Source organism: Sphingomonas sp. Ag1 (assembly GCF_000980895.1).
Classification (GTDB): domain Bacteria; phylum Pseudomonadota; class Alphaproteobacteria; order Sphingomonadales; family Sphingomonadaceae; genus Sphingomonas; species Sphingomonas panaciterrae.
This window is the reverse complement of the sequence record NZ_LAZX01000092.1, coordinates 99,023-115,818: the sequence shown is the minus strand read 5'-3', so window position 1 is coordinate 115,818 and position 16,796 is coordinate 99,023. Positions and strand designations below refer to the sequence as shown.

At 67.9% G+C, this 16,796-nt stretch carries 11 protein-coding genes; 4 read left to right on the top strand and 7 right to left on the bottom strand.

The genetic code is table 11. From position 1 onward, the window contains the following. Positions 1-2 precede the first annotated feature (2 nt). Positions 3-1,181, top strand: coding sequence for a glycosyltransferase (locus tag XM50_RS11300; protein WP_046409495.1), 1,179 nt, complete (start codon positions 3-5; stop codon positions 1,179-1,181). On the opposite strand, the gene XM50_RS11295 is transcribed toward XM50_RS11300, so the two are convergent. Both XM50_RS11295 and XM50_RS11290 read right to left on the bottom strand, forming a co-directional pair. Then, positions 1,178-2,209: a glycosyltransferase gene (locus tag XM50_RS11295; protein WP_046409493.1), complete on the bottom strand. Its 1,032-nt coding sequence runs from the start codon at positions 2,207-2,209 to the stop codon at positions 1,178-1,180. The two genes, XM50_RS11300 and XM50_RS11295, sit on opposite strands and share 4 nt — an antisense overlap. Beyond that, complete coding sequence (locus tag XM50_RS11290) at positions 2,206-3,570, bottom strand: DUF2029 domain-containing protein (RefSeq protein ID WP_052742557.1); 1,365 nt, start codon at positions 3,568-3,570, stop codon at positions 2,206-2,208. The genes XM50_RS11295 and XM50_RS11290 overlap by 4 nt, the downstream gene beginning before the upstream one ends. Before the next feature lie 117 nt (positions 3,571-3,687). On the opposite strand from XM50_RS11290, the gene XM50_RS11285 reads away from it, so the two are divergent. The 3 genes from XM50_RS11285 to XM50_RS11275 all read left to right on the top strand — a co-directional run bounded on the left by XM50_RS11285 (position 3,688) and on the right by XM50_RS11275 (position 8,965). Continuing rightward, positions 3,688-5,322: an alkaline phosphatase D family protein gene (locus tag XM50_RS11285; protein ID WP_046409489.1), complete on the top strand. Its 1,635-nt coding sequence runs from the start codon at positions 3,688-3,690 to the stop codon at positions 5,320-5,322. A gap of 113 nt (positions 5,323-5,435) precedes the next feature. After that, entirely contained in the window at positions 5,436-5,969 is a 534-nt protein-coding gene (gene infC / locus XM50_RS11280; protein ID WP_046409487.1) for a translation initiation factor IF-3, read from the top strand. 239 nt (positions 5,970-6,208) lie between these two features. Then, the gene (locus XM50_RS11275; protein WP_046409486.1) at positions 6,209-8,965 is read left to right on the top strand and encodes a TonB-dependent receptor; all 2,757 of its coding nucleotides are present in this window, start codon (positions 6,209-6,211) and stop codon (positions 8,963-8,965) included. Positions 8,966-9,084: 119 nt separating this feature from the next. Here the strand turns inward: XM50_RS11275 and XM50_RS11270 are convergent, their stop codons facing one another. Genes XM50_RS11270 through XM50_RS11250 form a run of 5 tightly spaced genes read right to left on the bottom strand, consistent with a single transcriptional unit; the run spans position 9,085 to position 16,774 of the window. Continuing rightward, positions 9,085-11,832: a [protein-PII] uridylyltransferase gene (locus tag XM50_RS11270; RefSeq protein WP_046409484.1), complete on the bottom strand. Its 2,748-nt coding sequence runs from the start codon at positions 11,830-11,832 to the stop codon at positions 9,085-9,087. 58 nt (positions 11,833-11,890) lie between these two features. Beyond that, on the bottom strand, positions 11,891-13,099 hold the full coding sequence (locus XM50_RS11265; protein WP_046409482.1) for an ABC transporter permease: 1,209 nt from the start codon (positions 13,097-13,099) through the stop codon (positions 11,891-11,893). Positions 13,100-13,135: 36 nt separating this feature from the next. Continuing rightward, complete coding sequence (locus XM50_RS11260) at positions 13,136-13,849, bottom strand: ABC transporter ATP-binding protein (protein ID WP_046409667.1); 714 nt, start codon at positions 13,847-13,849, stop codon at positions 13,136-13,138. Between the two features lie 52 nt (positions 13,850-13,901). Next, positions 13,902-15,287 (bottom strand): efflux RND transporter periplasmic adaptor subunit, encoded by a 1,386-nt coding sequence (locus XM50_RS11255; protein WP_046409480.1) that lies wholly within the window; start codon positions 15,285-15,287, stop codon positions 13,902-13,904. Next, positions 15,287-16,774, bottom strand: a complete 1,488-nt coding sequence (locus tag XM50_RS11250; protein WP_046409665.1) for an efflux transporter outer membrane subunit — start codon at positions 16,772-16,774, stop codon at positions 15,287-15,289. The genes XM50_RS11255 and XM50_RS11250 overlap by 1 nt, the downstream gene beginning before the upstream one ends. Positions 16,775-16,796 lie beyond the last annotated feature (22 nt).

Below are 16,796 nucleotides of genomic sequence, written 5' to 3'. Positions count from 1 at the left end.
TCATGCGCGTCGTCGACGTCAACGAATTCTACTCCCCCACTGGCGGCGGGGTGCGGACGTATATCGACCGCAAGATCGGCATCATGAACGATCTGGGGCATGAGCTGATCGTGCTCGCCGCGGGGACCGAGGATCGGATCGAGGAGCGCCCCGGCGGCGGCGCGATCCATTACGTTCGCTCGCCGCGGCTGCCGTTCGACAGCAATTACGGCCTGTTCTGGGATCGCGAGGCGATCACCCGGCTGCTCGACCATTATGATCCCGATGTGGTCGAGTGTTCGTCGCCCTGGCGCCCGGCGTGGTTCGTCGGCCAGTGGGAAGGACGCGCGCTCAAGTCCTTCTTCATGCACAATGACAATATGGCCGCTTATGCGCAGCGCTGGTTCGAAGGCGTCGCCAGCCATGAGCGGATCGAGCGGGCGTTCGGCTGGTACACGCGCTACATGGCGCGCTTCCTCGACCTGTATGATTGCGTGGTGACCAACGGCCCGGCGCTGGAAAAGCGGCTGCGCGCGCGCGGCCTCAGGATCGATGCGGCGATGGCGCTGGGGATCGAGCGCAGCCACTTTTCACCCACCTTCCGCGATGAACGGCTGCGCGAGGCGCTGCTGGCGCAATGCGGGCTGCCGGCGGATGGCCTGTTGCTGCTGGGGCTGGGCCGCCACCATCCCGAAAAGCGCTGGCCGATGGTGATCGACGCAGTCGAGCGCGCGGGCGCCCGCCTGCCGGTCGGCATGATCCTGCTGGGGCAGGGCGTGGATACCGAGCGGATGGAGAAACGGATCGCGGGATCGCCGCATATCCGCCTGTTCCGACCGGTCTATGACCGCGACCGGCTGGCGCGGATCATGGCGAGCTGCGACGCGCTGATCCACGGGTCGGAGGCGGAGCCGTTCGGGCTGGTCGCATCGGAGGCGATGGCGTCGGGGCTGCCGCTGATCGTGCCCGACACCGGCGGGTGCGCCGAGGTGGCCGATCCGCATTGCGCCGAATTGTACACCGCGCGCGACCCGATCGATTGCGCCCGCGCGATCACCCGGATGCAGGCGCGCGACCCGGCGATGCTGCGCCGCGCGGCGATCGTCGCCGCCGGCCAGGTGCGCACCGACCGCGAGCATACCGTCGATCTGATGGCCTATTATGCGGCGCAACTGGCCGCAAAGCAGGCGCGCGCGGCCTAGAGGCGGTCGAGAACGGCCCGCCACTGGCGCGCGACGGCCAGCGGGCTGTAGCGCGCCGCAAGATGCGCGCGGCCCGCCGCGAGCAGCGGCTGTTCAGCCTCCCACTGGTGGTGGTAGCGGGCCAGTCCCCCCTCCCAATCGTCGAGCGCGACGAACGGGCGCAGTTCCTCATAGGAGGGAATCGAATCGGCCACGACGCCGAGCCCCGCGAGCAGCGCGGTGGCCGGGCGGTTGATCGTCTTGCCCACGGTATAATCGTTCGACGCGACCGGCAGCACGGCGACCCGGTGCCGTTGCAGCACGGCATGCGCCGTCTCCTGCCGCCAGCCGACATAATGGACCTGCAGCCGCCAGCGCCAGCGGCCGAGCAGCCAGCGCAGCGGCGCGTTGCTGACCACGGTCAGCGTGATCGGGAAGGGCTGCGCCGCGAGCAGGTCGGCGACGGCGTGAAGGTGGGCATAGCCCGACACGCTGCCCAGGCTCTTGCCGAACCAGATGGCGTGGAGCGCATCCGGGCGGCGGGCGAGAAAGCGGTCGAGCGCCGCCATCTGCCGCAGTCCATCGCGCGAGCTGGGCGGCGGCAGCGTATCGGGCATGTCGAGCGCATCGGGGATGACGCGGCGGTCGGCGGTGGCACCGGGCACAGCAGCGCCGATCTGCTCGGCCAGCATGGCGGTGGAAAAGGTGAGGTGAGTCGCCGCGTCGAGCATCGCGCGGAAGCGGGCGAGCCGCGCGTCGCTCACATGCCGCACGGCATGGGCAGCGATCAGATTGTCGCACAGGTCGAAGATCACGCCGCGCCCCGCCGCCCGCAGCGCCTGCGCCGCCGCCACCGCCCCGGCGGAATGCGACTTGGAGAAGATCACCGCATCATAGCTGGCGGGATCACGCGCGGGATCGAAGCGCGCGATCGGCACGCCCTGCGCCTGCAATGCCTCCAGCGGCATCAGCAGGCGATAGCGGATCGAGGCGAGCGATGTGTCGTAGCTGTCGGCGTGCCAGCCGAAACGTGCGGCCGCGCCGGTCATCGGTGAACCCATATCTGCAGCGTCTCGCTTCCCAATCGTGCCGGCGGCAACGGGCGATAGGCGCTGGCGAGGCGCGATTCCACCAGCGCGCGGATTTCCGGCCGCTCACCGGGGGAAAATGGTCGCAGCACGACCACGGCTGGTCGCCGGGCGAAGATTCGCCTCACCTCCTGCGCCTGGTCGACGCCGACCGCGCGCGATTCGTGGATACGATAGAGATGCGCGGGAAAGACATAGCGCGACGAGGCGCAGCGCCCGCTGGCATCGAGCAGGCCGGGCGGACCCGAATAGATATAAAGGCAACCCGGCGGCGGCGCGCGCAGGCGAGCGGCGAGGGCGTCGAACGCGGCAGGCGTGCCGCGCCCCTGCCGGTTCGACGACAGGACGCCCTGCCCCACCAACGCGGCGACGACGAGGAAGCCGATCGTCAGCCGCGGGCGCACGCAGAACAGCCCGGCGATCGCCACCGACACCGGCAGCATGACCAGCAGCGCATAATGGAGCAGCCACCCGCCCGGTACGGCGACGCCGACCAGCGCGGCGGCCAGCCATCCGGCGACGAAGCGCCGCCCCCCCGCATCACCGCCGCGCAGGCCCATCACCGCCATCGCGACCGGCACGGCCATCCAGCCGAGCAGCGTCAGCAGCAACGCCAGCCGAGGCGCCGCCGGATCACCGCCGCGCTGCAGGATCGACACGAAATTGGCATGGACGAACGCCGCCGACTGGCCTTGCGCCGCGTACCAGAGCCATACTGCCGCGGTCGGCGCCAGCGCCACCAGCACCAGCAACACGGCGCGCCGCAGCAGCCCGCCACGCTCCCCCGCGCGCCAATGCCGCCACAATATGCAGAGGCCGGCGAACACGCCCTCGACCACCACCGAATATTTGATCTGAAGCGCAAGGCCGATCAGCGCCATGGCGGCCAGTTCCCGCCGTGCGCCGCCGCGCAGGATCAGCAGCATGGCGAGCGCGACCGGCGCATTGTAGAACACCGGCGCCTGACCGCCCTGCCCGCCGAACCAGTTCAGCAGCAGGATATAGGCAAGACCGGCAGCAAGCGCGCCGCGGCCCCAGCCGACCACCTGGGCGATCCGCATGACCAGCCAGCCGGTCGCGACCACCGCGACCAGCGCCAGCGCCTGATAGGCCCAGATCGACCAGGAATAGGGCAGCGCCGCCGCCGGCAGGTACAGGGCAAACAGCCCGATTGGCTTGCGATCCCACACGTCGACGAACGGCCGCGCGCCCTCCAGCATGCGGCGCGCGACATAGAGGTAGAATTGCTCGTCGACATGGATGTTGGGGTTGCCGAACGTGCCCGCGCGCGCCGCCACCGCGACCGCGGTCAAGATCGCCACGCGATGCCGCTGTGCGCCGCGCCCTTCCATCGCCGCCGACTATTGCCCCGCGACACCGATCTGTCACCTTCCTGCGCCATGGGCCGCTGACCAACCCTCCTTGTCGGGAGCGAACAGATGATCGACCTGAGCCGCCGCAGCCTTCTCGCCACCGGAATGTTCGGCGCGGGGGCGCTCGGCATCAGCGGTCTTGCTGCCGCCGACACGATCCTGGCGGCGCGCGGCTTCACCCATTCGGTGGCGAGCGGTGAGCCGGGGGCGGACGAGATCCTGCTATGGACGCGCTACGTTCCTGCCAGCGGCGATCATGCCCGGCTGCGGGTCGAACTGAGCGAGACGCCTGATTTCGCGCGCATCGCCGCTGGCGTGGAGGCGGTGACGGGGCCGTGGCGCGACTGGACGGCGAAGGTGACGGTGCTGGGGCTCCAGCCGGGCCGCGCCTATCATTATCGCTTCGTTGCGCCCGACGGCACCGTCTCGCCGGTCGGCCGCACGCGCACCCTGCCCGATGATCGCGCGCAGCGGTTCCGCACCGCGATCTTCTCCTGCTCCAACATCGGCTTCGGCTTCTTCAACGCCTACGCCCATGCCGCGGCGCGCGACGACCTCGATCTCGCGCTGCACCTCGGCGATTATTTCTACGAATATGCCAATGGCACCTACCCGGCTCTGGTCGAGGTGATCGCCGATCGCCTGCCCCAGCCGAAGGGCGAGAGCATCCATCTGGCCGATTATCGCCTGCGCTACGCCAGCTACCGCGCCGACCCGGACCTTCAGGCGCTCCATGCGCGCCTGCCGATGATCGCCTCCTGGGATGACCATGAAAGCGCGAACAACAGCTGGGAAGGCGGCGCGCAGAACCATGATCCGGCGAGCGAGGGCGCATGGCACGAACGAAAGGCCGCCGCGATCCAGGCATGGCGCGAATGGATGCCGGTCTCCGACGAGCCGTGGAAGGCCTATGACATCGGCACGCTGGCGACACTGTTCCGCACCGACACGCGGCTCGCCGGCCGCTCGGCCTCGCCCGAACTCTCCACCATGCTGCGCTCGGGCGATCCGGTGCGCGCGATGGCGCAGTACCGCGACAGTGAATGGCATGATCCGGCGCGCACCATGCTTGGGACCCAGCAGGAGGCATGGCTGCACCATGCGCTGGCGCAATCGGTGAAGCGCGGGGCGGCGTGGCAGCTGGTCGGCTTCGGCACGATCATGGGCACGATGCGCGTGCCGCCCGAAACCGCGGGCTGGATCTCGCAGGCACGCCCCGGCGCCGCACCCTATATCCAGGCCGCGGTCGCCGCGGGGCAGGCGGGGCTGCCGACCGACCTCGACAATTGGGGCGGCTATCCCGCGGCGCGCCAGCGGTTCCTCGCCTCCGCGCAGGCAGCGGACGCCAATCTGGTGGTGCTGTGCGGCGACAGCCACAATGCCTGGGCGTTCGATCTGGCGCTGGACGGCGGCAAGGGCGCGCCTGTCGGTGTCGAGTTCGCCGGCCAGTCGGTCACCTCCAGCGGGTTCGAGACGGCGCTGGCGGTCGATCCCGCCACCGTCGCGCGCGCGCTGGTCGCCGCCAGCCCGGAACTGAAATGGTGCGACACCAGCCGGCGCGGCTACATGACGCTGACCGTCGCGCCCGACCGGGTCAGCAACGACTGGCATTTCGTCGACACGGTGCGCACCCGCAGCCCGCGCGCGACGATCGGCCACAGCGCGCAGGTGCTGCGCAACCGCCGCCGGATGACCGTCTGAGGGCTGCGCGCATCTTCTCGCACCGGCCCCGCGATTGATGCCTTTTGATTGGCCGCATCAAGCATTATATATGGGAGATTGAAGCAACAGGAGAATTGACCATACGTCCGCCCATGATGCGCCGGCCAATGCAGGCGCCGCCGATGAACGGCCCCCGATTCAACGAGTGGATCCAGAGCCAGAAGGTCCGCGTGATCGATCACGAGGGCGAGAATCTCGGCGTGATGTACACTCGCGAGGCTATTGCGCAGGCGAAGGAGGTCGGGCTCGACCTGGTGGAGGTGTCGCCGAACGCCGACCCGCCGGTCGCCAAGTTCCTGGACGTGGGCAAGTACAAGTACGAGGCCCAGAAGAAGGCGAATCTCGCCCGCAAGAGCCAGAAGACGCAGGAGATCAAGGAGATCAAGATGCGTCCGAACATCGATGACCACGACTATGACACCAAGATGAAGAAGGTCGTGCAGTTCATCGAGGAAGGCGACAAGGTGAAGGTCACCATGCGCTTCCGCGGCCGCGAGCTGAGCCATGGCCAGCTGGGCATGAACGTGCTGCAGCGCGTTGCCGAGCAGGTGGCCGAGGTCGCCAAGGTGGAGGCTTACCCGCGCATGGAAGGCCGCCAGATGCTGATGGTCCTGGCACCGAAGTAAAATTTTTCGCCACCACCGGCTGAAAAGAGCCGCGCCCCCCACCGGGCGCGGCTTTTTTGCGTGTTGCCGTAGCGTCAACTGTCATTTGTGACAGTACCGTTTCGGACCAATGGTTGCATTTCCGCGACAGCCACATTCAAAAACAAGAGGTTGCGTGAAAATCGCTTAGGCGTGAACCGCACTCCCACTAAACGCTGCGCTCCAAACCCAAAGTTCAAAAACGAAATTCAGGAGAGCTCATGCGCCGCGTTGCTTCGCTTCTATCTACTGCCGCGATCTTCGTTGCCCTGCCCGCGCTCGCGCAGGAACAGCCCAGCGCTGATCCGCTCGCCGCCGGTTCGGTCCAGCAGCCGCAGAGCGCTCCCGCCGCGGATACCGATCTTGACCAGAGCCAGACCGGCGCCGGTGACATCGTCGTCACCGCGACCCGCCGTGCCGAGCGCCTTGCCGACGTGCCGATCGCCGTCTCCGCGGTCAGCCAGGCATCGCTGCAGAATTCGGGCGCGAACGACATCCGCGGCGTGGTGCAGCTCGCCCCGTCGCTGCTGATCTCCTCCACCGGCAGCGAAGCCAACGCCTCTGCCCGTATCCGCGGCATCGGCACCGTGGGTGACAACCCCGGCCTCGAAAGCTCGGTCGCGGTGTTCATCGATGGCGTGTACCGCAGCCGCACCGGCTCGGGCCTCAACGACATCGGCGAAGTTGACCGGATCGAAGTGCTGCGCGGGCCGCAGGGCACGCTGTCGGGCCGCAACGCATCGGCCGGCGCGATCAACGTCTACACCAAGGCGCCGTCGCAGACCTTCGGCGGCTATGTCGAGGGCACCTACGGCAATTACGACAACGTCCGCATCGCCGGTGCGATCACCGGCCCGGTGGTGGAGGACGTGCTGTCGTTCCGCCTCGACGGCGTGTGGAACAAGCGCGACGGTTTCTACCGCGATGTCGTCAACGATACCGATTACAACAACCGCAACCGCTGGTTCGTCCGCGGCCAGCTGCTGTTCGAACCGACCACCGACCTGTCGGTCCGCCTGATCGGCGACTATACGTGGCGTGACGAAAAGTGCTGCGGCGCGGTCTATGTCGACCTGCGCGAGAAGCAGGCCGTGCCGGGCCAGCCGGGCGAGGTCACGATCAACCCCGCCGGCAACCGCATCGTCGACGTGCTGCAGAGCCTGGGCGGCGTGTTCCCGAGCGCGGGCGATCCGTACAACCGCCGCATCGCCTTCTCGCCGGGTCGTGCGTATTCGAACGAGACGAAGGATTACGGCGGGTCGATGCAGATCGACTACAATTTCGGCAACGCCTCGCTGACGTCGATCACCGCCTATCGCGAGTACAAGGCCGGCAACGCCGCCGACATCGATTACGGCAATGTCGACCTGGGCTATCGCGCCGACGACGGCCGCGCCTTCCGCCAGTTCCATACCTTCACGCAGGAAGTCCGCCTGCAGGGTTCGCTGTTCGACGATCGCCTCGACTGGCTCGTCGGCGGCTTCTACTCGAACGAAGACCTGGTGATTGGCGACAACCTCCAGTTCGGTTCGCAATACGGTGCCTTTGCCGCCTGCCGCATCGTCGCCACGGTCAGCCCGGTCGCGGCGCTGCGCAACCCGGCGGCACCGGGCTGCCTCAGCCCCGCCGGCACCGCAACCCTGAGCGGCGCCTTTGGTCCGATCGCCGGCCCGGCACTGCTCAACGGCCTGCGCACGCTGTCGACGCTCAACAACCTGGGCGATCGCAACGCGCGTTATTATCAGGACAGCGAGAATTACGCGTTCTTCACGCACAACATCTTCAAGCTGACCGATACGCTGTCGATCACCGCGGGCCTGCGCTGGACGCATGAGTCGAAGGACTTCCGCGCCAATTTCGACAACAACAATACCGTCTGCCCGCAGCTGCAGCAGGGTCTCGGCCCGCTGCTCGCCAACCCGGCGACCGCGGCGCTCGCCGGCGGCATCATCACGCTGGGCTGCACGGGCAATTCGTCGACCGCACTCAACGGCCTCGACCTGCGCAACAGCTTCGACGAAAGCGAGTTCACCGGCACCGGTGTCATCTCGTGGAAGCCGACGCGCGACCTGATGGTCTATGCCAGCTACTCGCGCGGCTACAAGGCGGGCGGCTACAACCTCGACCGTTCGGAACTGGCACCCAACGCCTTCACTCCGGTGACCAACGCCGGCGCGGCGCGCCTGCGCTTCGATCCGGAACTGGTGAACAGCTACGAAGCGGGCATCAAATACGCCACGCGCCAGTTCACCGCGAACCTGACCGTGTTCCGTTCGGACTTCGAGAACTTCCAGCTGAACACGTTCAACGGCACGAACTTCGTCGTCCAGAACATCGGCTCGTGCTCGGTCAGCCTGAACGGTGCGGATCAGGACAATTCGGCCACCACGGGCGCCTGCTCGGGTGACGTTGGTCCGGGCGTGCGCAGCCAGGGCGTCGAGCTTGAGCTCGGCATCTATCCGGCGCGCAACTTTGCGGTGAACCTCGGGTACACGCTGGCCGACACCAAGTTCCGCCGCAACCTGGTCGGCTCGGCCTCGGGCGAGCCGCTCGATCCGGCGCTGTTCCTGCTCGCCGGTCGCCAGATGTCGAACGCGCCGCGCAACGTGGTGACCTCGTCGGTCAGCTGGACGCCGGAAATCGGTGACTCGGGCCTCAGCGCGCTGTTCTATGTCGATGGCCGTCTGTCGAGCGACTACAACACCGGCTCGGACCTGTTCATCGAGAAGGAGCAGGACGGCTTCTTCGTGATGAACGCCCGCATCGGCCTGCGCGGCCTCGACTCCAACTGGGCGATCGAAGCCTTCGCGCAGAACCTGCTCAACGAAAACTATCAGCAGGTCGCCTTCAACGCGCCGTTCCAGGGTGCAGGCAGCCTGGCGCAGGTGCAGCGCTTCGGCGGCGTCGGGAACCAGATCTTCTCGTCGTTCCTCGCCGAGCCGCGCACCTACGGTCTGACGCTGCGCAAGCGCTTCTGATCGGATCGGGCGCCGCCCGCCGGCGCCCGTCCATTACGGACACCTTCACCCCCGGGTTCGCCCCCGGGGGTTTCTTTTTGTCTGGCAGGAAAAGCGGGCGGCCGACGCGGCGCGGTGAATCAGGCCGCCTCGTCCAGCGGCTTGCCCGCCGCCGCGTCCAGCAAGCGCCGCTCCAGCGTCTTCAGCCGCGGCCCGCTGGCGATCTTGTCGCCCGTCAGGTCGGTCAGATAGAAAGTGTCGACCGCGCGCTCGCCATAGGTCGCGACATGCGCCGAATGGATCGTCACCTTGGACTGGAACAGCGCATGGGCGAGCTGGTTGAGCAGCGCTGGCCGATCGCGCGCGTTGATCTCCACCACGGTGAAGCGGTTGGACGCGCGATTGTCGACCAGCACATTGGGCTCGATGCGAAAGGCGTCGGCGCGCATCCGTGGCAGCGGCTTGGCCTTCAGCCGCTCGACCAATTTGCCGCGATTGGCGAGCGCATCCTCGATCGCGGTGCGCAGCCGGGTCAGCTGCCCCTCGTCGTCGAACGGGCGGCCGACCGGGTCCTGCACCAGGAAATTGTCCAGCGCCATGCCGTCGCGCGTGGTGTGGATCCGCGCGTCGATGATGTTGCCGCCCGCGACATGGATCGCGCCCGCAATGCGATAGAAGATGCCCGGATGGTCCGCGGCATAGACCGTGACCAGGGTCGCCCCACGCTCGGCATAGACCTGCGCGTCGATCGCCAGCTGCGCATCGCCCACCGACGCCACGAAGCGCGCGTTATGCGCCAGCACGTCGTCGGGCTCGGCGATCCAATAGGCCTCGGGAAAGCGGCGGACATAGGCGGCCATCTGCGCCTCGTTCCAGCCCATGGCCGTGGCCAGCGCCTCCTGCTTGGCGGCGATCCGCTCCTCGCGGCCGCGCTGCTTGTGGCCCAGCCGAAGCACTTCCTCCGCCGCCTCGAACAGATCGCCGAGCAACTGGCGCTTCCACCCGTTCCACGTCCCCGGCCCCACCGCGCGAATATCGACGATGGTCAGCACCAGCAGCAGGCGAAGCCGCTCCGGCGACTGGATGGTGGCGGTGAAATCGAGGATCGTCTTGAAATCCGACAGGTCGCGCTTGAACGCGGTCGCCGACATCAGCAGGTGGTAGCGGACCAGCCACGATACGGTTTCGGTCTCCGCGCGCGTCAGGCCGAAACGCGGGCACAGTTTCTGCGCCACCGCGGCGCCCAGGATCGAATGGTCGCCGCCGCGCCCCTTGGCGATATCGTGCAGCAGCACTGCGACATACAATACGCGGCGCGAGACGATCTGCGGCATGATCGCGGTGGCCAGCGGATGCTCCGCCGCCAGATCGCCGCGCTCGATCCGCGCCAGCAGACCGATCGCGCGGATGGTGTGTTCGTCGACGGTATAATGGTGGTACATGTCGAACTGCATCTGCGCGACGACACGGCCGAAATCGGGCACGAAGCGGCCGAACACGCCCGTCTCGTTCATCCAGCGCAGCACGAGCTCCGGGTCGCGCGGGCTGGTCAGCACGTCGAGGAACAGCGCATTGGCGCGCGGATCGGTGCGCACATCGTCGACCAGCTTCGCGTCGCGCGTTGCGGCACGCAGCGCCTGCGGATGGATCTCCAGCTCGTGCAGGTCGGCAAGGTGAAAGATCTCGATCAGGCGCACCGGATCCTCGACGAAGAAATCGTCGCTCGGCAGCGCCAGTCGCCCCCGCTCCAGCACGAAGCCGTTGAGCTTGCGCGGGCGTCGGCGCAGCTGCGGCAGGCCGAACCGGCGGCCGCGCGCCGCAAATTGCTCGTCGATATGCGTCAGGAAGGTGCCGGTCAGCGCGCCGACGGTTTTCACCCGCAGGAAGTAATATTGCATGAACCGCTCGACCGCGGCCTTCCCCGGCCGGTCGGAATAGCGCATCCGTTCGGCAATCTCGCGCTGCATGTCGAAGGTCAGCCGATCCTCCGCGCGCCCCGCCGCCAGGTGCAAATGGCAGCGCACCGCCCACAGGAAATTGTCCGCGCGGTGGAACAATTTATATTCGGCCGGGGTGAACAGGCCGACGTCGACCAGCTGCGCCGCGCGATCGACGTCATAGACATATTTGCCGATCCAGAAGAGCGCGTGGAGGTCGCGCAGGCCCCCCTTCCCCTCCTTCACATTGGGTTCGACGACATAGCGCGTGTCGCCCATCTTCACGTGCCGCGCCTCTCGCTCGGCCAGCTTGTCAGCGATGAACTGACGCTCGGTCCCGTGCGTCACCTCCGCCTTGAAGCGGCCGATCGCCTCCTCGTACAGCGGCACGTCGCCGCAGACGTGGCGCCCCTCGAGCAGGGCGGTGCGGATCGTCACGTCGCCCTTCGCCTGACGCACCATGTCGTCCAGCGAGCGCGACGAATGGCCGACCTTCAGCCCCATGTCCCACAGCGAATAGAGCAGGGTCTCGATCACCTGCTCCGCCCAGGGCGGCTGCTTCCACGGGGTGAGGAAGGCGATGTCCACGTCGGAAAACGGCGCCATCTCGCCGCGGCCATAGCCACCGACCGCCATCAGCGTCAGCCGTTCGGACGCGGTCGGGTTGCTCAGCGGGTACAGCCGCTGAGTCGCCAGATCGTAGAGCAGCCGCAACAGCTGATCGATCAGGAACGCCTGCGCATTCGCCGCCTCCAGCCCGCGCGAGGGCCGGTCGGCGAGCCGCCGCGCGATCTCCGCGCGGCCGGCGTCCAGCGCGTCCTTCAGCTTGCCGATCGCGTCACGGCGCAGCAGCGCCGGATCGTCGGTGGCGATCGCGGCGATTTCCTCGGCGAGCGCACGGCGATCCACGATCGCGCGACGGTTGGGCACATTGTCGAAGCGCGTGTTCATGCCCGACGATGTAGGCGAGCCACGCAGCCACGGCCACCGCCCGATCGGTCAGGCGGCGCTATTCGTGGCGCAGCGCATCGATCGGGTTCAGCGATGCCGCGCGGCGGGCGGGGAAGTAGCCGAAGACCACGCCGATCACTGCGGAGATGGCAAAGGCGATGATGTTGATCTGCGGATCGAACGTCCACGGCACCTGCATCAGCGGCGTCGCGATCAGGATCACCACCTGCGCCAGCGCCAGCCCGATCAGCCCGCCCAGCATCGACAGCACCACCGCCTCGACCAGGAATTGCATCAGCACCTCATTGGCGACCGCACCGATCGCCAGCCGGATGCCGATCTCACGCGTCCGCTCGGTCACCGACACCAGCATGATGTTCATGATGCCAATGCCACCGACAACCAGGCTGATCGCGGCCACCGCCGCGACAATACGGGTCAGCAGCGTCGTCGTGCCGGTCAGCGTGTCGCTGATCTGCTTGGTGTCGAAGATGTTGAAATCGTTCTGCTTGGTCCCGCTGATATGGCGCCGCTCGCGCAACAGGTCGGTGATCGCCGCCTGCACCGCCTCTGTCGAATAGGCCTGGTCGACCCCGACCATCATCAGCCGGACCTTGCGATCGCCGGTGAAGCGGCGCTGCACCGCCTTGATCGGCATCACCACCGTATCGTCCTGATCGCCGCCAAAACCCGCCTGCCCGCGCGTGCTGAGCACGCCGATCACGTCGCAGCTGATCGCGCCGATGCGCATCCGCCGGCCGATCGGATCGCCGCCGCGGAACAGATTCTGCCGCACGGTATTGCCGATGATGCAGACCGACTTGCCCGCCTGCTCCTCCGCCGGCGTCCATGTCCGCCCCAGCGCCAGCGGCCAGGGCTGGACGACGAAAATGTCGTTGGTCGTGCCCTGCACCGTGGTGGACCAGTTCGCCCCTTCGTAGATCGCGGTGGCGCTGGTCGACACCTGCGGCGCAACCGCCGTGACGCCCGCCACCTGCCGCGCGATCGCGGTTACGTCCTCCGGATCGAAGTCGGGCGGGCGCGGGCCGCCGCCGCCGCGACCGAAGCCCTGGCCCGGGCGGATCTGCAGCACATTGGTGCCGAGCGCTGAGATCTGCTCCTGCACCGCGCTGGTCGTCGCCTTGCCCAGCGTCACCATCGCGACAACCGCGGCGACACCGATGACGATGCCGAGGATCGTCAGGAACGAACGCAGCAGGTGCCGCCGGATCGAGCGGATGGCGAGGACGAAGGTCGTGCCGAACATTCGCCTACCTCCGATCCGCAATGGGCGCGCGCGCGCTCATGCCGCGCCGCCGCGCTGGTGATCGTTGGCCTCGATCCGCTCCACCAACCCGTCCTTGAAGTGGATCACGGTGTGCGCGAACGCGGCCATGTCGGGTTCGTGAGTCACCATCAGCACGGTGATCCCGCTTTCCTGGTTCAGGTTGGTGAGCAATTGCATGATCTCGACCGACCGCTCCGAATCGAGGTTGCCGGTCGGCTCGTCCGCCAGCAGCACTTCGGGCTGCGTGACGATCGCACGCGCGATCGCCACGCGCTGCTGCTGCCCGCCGGACAATTCCGCCGGCGTATGGTCCCACCAATCCGCCAGTCCGACCTTTTCCAGTGCCGCCATGCCCAGTTCGCGCCGCGCCTTGCGATCATCGCCGCGGTAGATCAGCGGCAGTTCGACATTCTCCAGCGCGCTCGTCCGGCTCAGCAGGTTGAACCCCTGGAATACGAAGCCGAGGTAGCGCCGTCGCAGCAGCGCGCGCTGGTCGCGGCTCAGCGTTTCGACATGATGGCCGCGAAACAGGAAGGTGCCGCCGCTCGGCACGTCGAGGCAGCCGAGGATGTTCATCGTCGTCGACTTGCCCGATCCCGACGGCCCCATCACCGCGACGAAATCACCCGCCGAGATATCCAGGTTGACGCCCTTCAGCGCCTGAAACGCGGTCGGTCCGGTGCCATATACCTTGGTCACGTTGCGCAGCGAGATGATCGGTTCGGCCATGCCCGGCGCCTGCCCGGCAGCGGCGGGGGCGTGATTCGTCGCGGCGGGGGCGTCAGGCGCCACCGGCGCCTCCCGCACGCTGGCCGCTCCGCTGCCCGGCGCCCTTGGCCGCCGCCCTGCCCTCAGTGCCGGAAAGCTGGCCCGTGACCACTTCCATGCCGGGCTTCAGCCCGCCCGACAGCACCTCGGTCACATTGCCGTTGGTATCGCCGGTGGTCACCTGAACCGGCTGCAACTGGCCGTCGGCACCCTTCACATAGACCGTCTGCTGCGCGCCACGCCCCAGCGTCGCCTCCCGCTCGGGCCGGCTGCCGCGGCGCGGGCGGAAGGTCAGCGACCCGGCGATGCCGCCCTGGTCACCGCCCGCTGCCGCCTGCGTCGGCTTGAACCGGAACGCCGCATTGGGGACCAGCAGGACGTTCTTCTTGTCGCTGGTGATGATGTCCGCCGTCGCGGTCATGCCGGGGCGAAGTTCCATCGTCGGATTCGCCACCGACAGGTCTGCGGCATAGGACACCACCTGCCCCGCCGTGCTGGTCGTTCCCGTCGTGCTGCTCGACGCGCTTGCCGTGCTCGCGGTCAGGTTCGACCCCAGATCGACGCGCGTGATCGCCGCGGGGAAGGTGCGCCCGGGAAAGGCATCGACGGTGAAGGTCGCCGGCTGCCCTTCCTTCACCGATCCGACATCCGCCTCGTCGATCGCGACCTCAAGCTTCATCTTGCTGAGATCCTCGGCGATCACGAACAGCGTCGGCGTGTTGAACGATGCGGCGACGGTCTGGCCGGGGTCGACCTGCCGCGCGAGCACCACGCCGTTGACCGGTGACACGATGATCGCGCGCTGCCGCTGCGTCTGGCTCTGCGCCAGAGTCGCGCGCGCGGCGGCAACATTCGCTTCGGCAACGCGCAGGGCAGCCACCGCGCGCTGCGCGTTGGCCTGCCCGGTCTGAAGCTCGGTCTTGGACGGCACGCGCCCGTTCGACAGCCGGTACACTTCCTGCAAGCGTGCGAGCTGCGCCTGCGCCTCAGCGACGGTGGCGCGCGCCTGATTGACGCCTGCGACCTGCGCCGCGAGCTGCGCCTGCCCGGCGCGGATCTGATCGTCGATCTGCTCGGGATCGATCAGCGCCAGCGCCTGGCCGGCCTTCACCCGATCGTTCACGTCGACGACGACGCGGGTGACCAGCCCCGACAATTGCGAACCCACCGTCACCTGATTGGTCGGCGCCAGCTTGCCGGTGGCCGAGACCGTCACGGTCAGGTCGCCGCGCCGCACCCGGGCGGTGGCATAGCCGGGCGCCTCCGCCTTGCCGAACAGCCGGAACGCCAGCAGCACCAGCAGGATCACGCCGACCGCGATCGCGATCCATTTGACCCAGCGCCGCCACGCCGGCTGCTCCTTGGTCCCAAGAAATTCGTCGAGCTGCTCGGTCGCCATCAGCGGTTCTCGTCCTGGCTAATGCCCCGCGCTTCGGGGGCCGTCGGAATGACATTGGCGTCCCAGCCGCCACCCAGCGCGGAATATAGCTGCACCAGCGAATTGGCATGGTCGGCGCGCGCCTGCGCCGCGCTGTTACGCGCGGACAGCAACGCTGCCTCCTGCTGGCTCAGCGTGGTGAAATCGGTGAGGCCGGTGCGATACTGGCTACGGCTCAGGATCGCGGAATTGTTCGCCGCCTCCAGCGCCACCGCGAACTCGCGCTCGCGCGCCTCGGCGGTGCGTAATGCCACGACAGCGTTCTCGACATCCTCAAGCGCGGTCAGCACGGCCTGCTTATAGGCTGCCAGCGCCGCATCGGTCGCCGCCTGCGCGCTGCGCACCTGGCTGTTCAGCCGGCCGCCGTTGAAGATCGCTTGAGTCAGTCCGGCGAACAGCCCGCCGGTGATCGTGTCGAGCAGCCCGCCGAGATTCCCCGCGCGCGAACTGATGTTGCCGCTGATCGCCAGCGCCGGATACAATTGCGCCTTGGCAACGCCGATCTGCGCGGTCGCCGCCGCCAGGTTGCGCTCGGCGGAACGGACATCGGGGCGCTGGCGCAACACGTCGGCGGGGATGCCGACGCCGGCCGTATCGGGGCCGCGCGGGATCGGCTTCACCGCCGCCAGCATCGGCTTCAGCGCGCCCGGCGCCTGGCCGGTCAGCACGCCCAGCCGCGACACGGCGGCATTATATTGCTGCTCGATCAGCGGCACCGACGCGGCGGTCTGCGCGCGCTGCACCCGCGCCTGTTCCTGGTCGAGGCTGGAGACCAGCCCCGCCTGCACGCGAAATCCCGCGATCTCGAGATTGTCGTCCTGCAGCGCCAGGCTGTCGCGCGCATTGGCCAGCTGCAACTGGTAGAGCCGCGCCAGCACGTAATTGCGGGCAACCTCCGCCTGCACCGACAGCAGCACCGTCGCCTGGTCCAGCCCCGACGCCTCATATTGCGCGCTTGTCGCCTCCACCGTGCGGCGGATCTCGCCGAACAGGCCAAGCTGATATTGCGCGTCGAGCCCCAGCGAGAAGTTCGATCCGCTGCCGCCGCCGATGCTTTGCGTCGTACCGTCGGGGAGCGTGATCACCGTCGTCCCGCCGCGCAGCGTTTCCGACCGGCTGTAGCCCGCCGAACCATTGATCGTCGGCAGCAGGCTGGCGCGGCTCTGCACCAGGGCCTCGCGCGCCTGCCGCAGCCGCGCGGTCGCCTGCACAATGTCGAGATTGGCGTCGGCGGCCCGTTCGACCAGGTCGCCCAGCACGGGATCGTCGAAGCTGCGCCACCAGCGGGTCAGATCCTCCCGCGTCGGCGGCGCGGTGACCGAATAGGCATCGGGCACGCCAAGTTCGGCCGGCGCGCGCGGGCGGTAATCCGGCCCGACGGTGCAGCCGCTCAGCACCAGCGCGCCCAGCGCAACGGCGGCCAGCAGAAACGGTGACCTGGATCGCATCATCATCGTGGCATGACCGCGC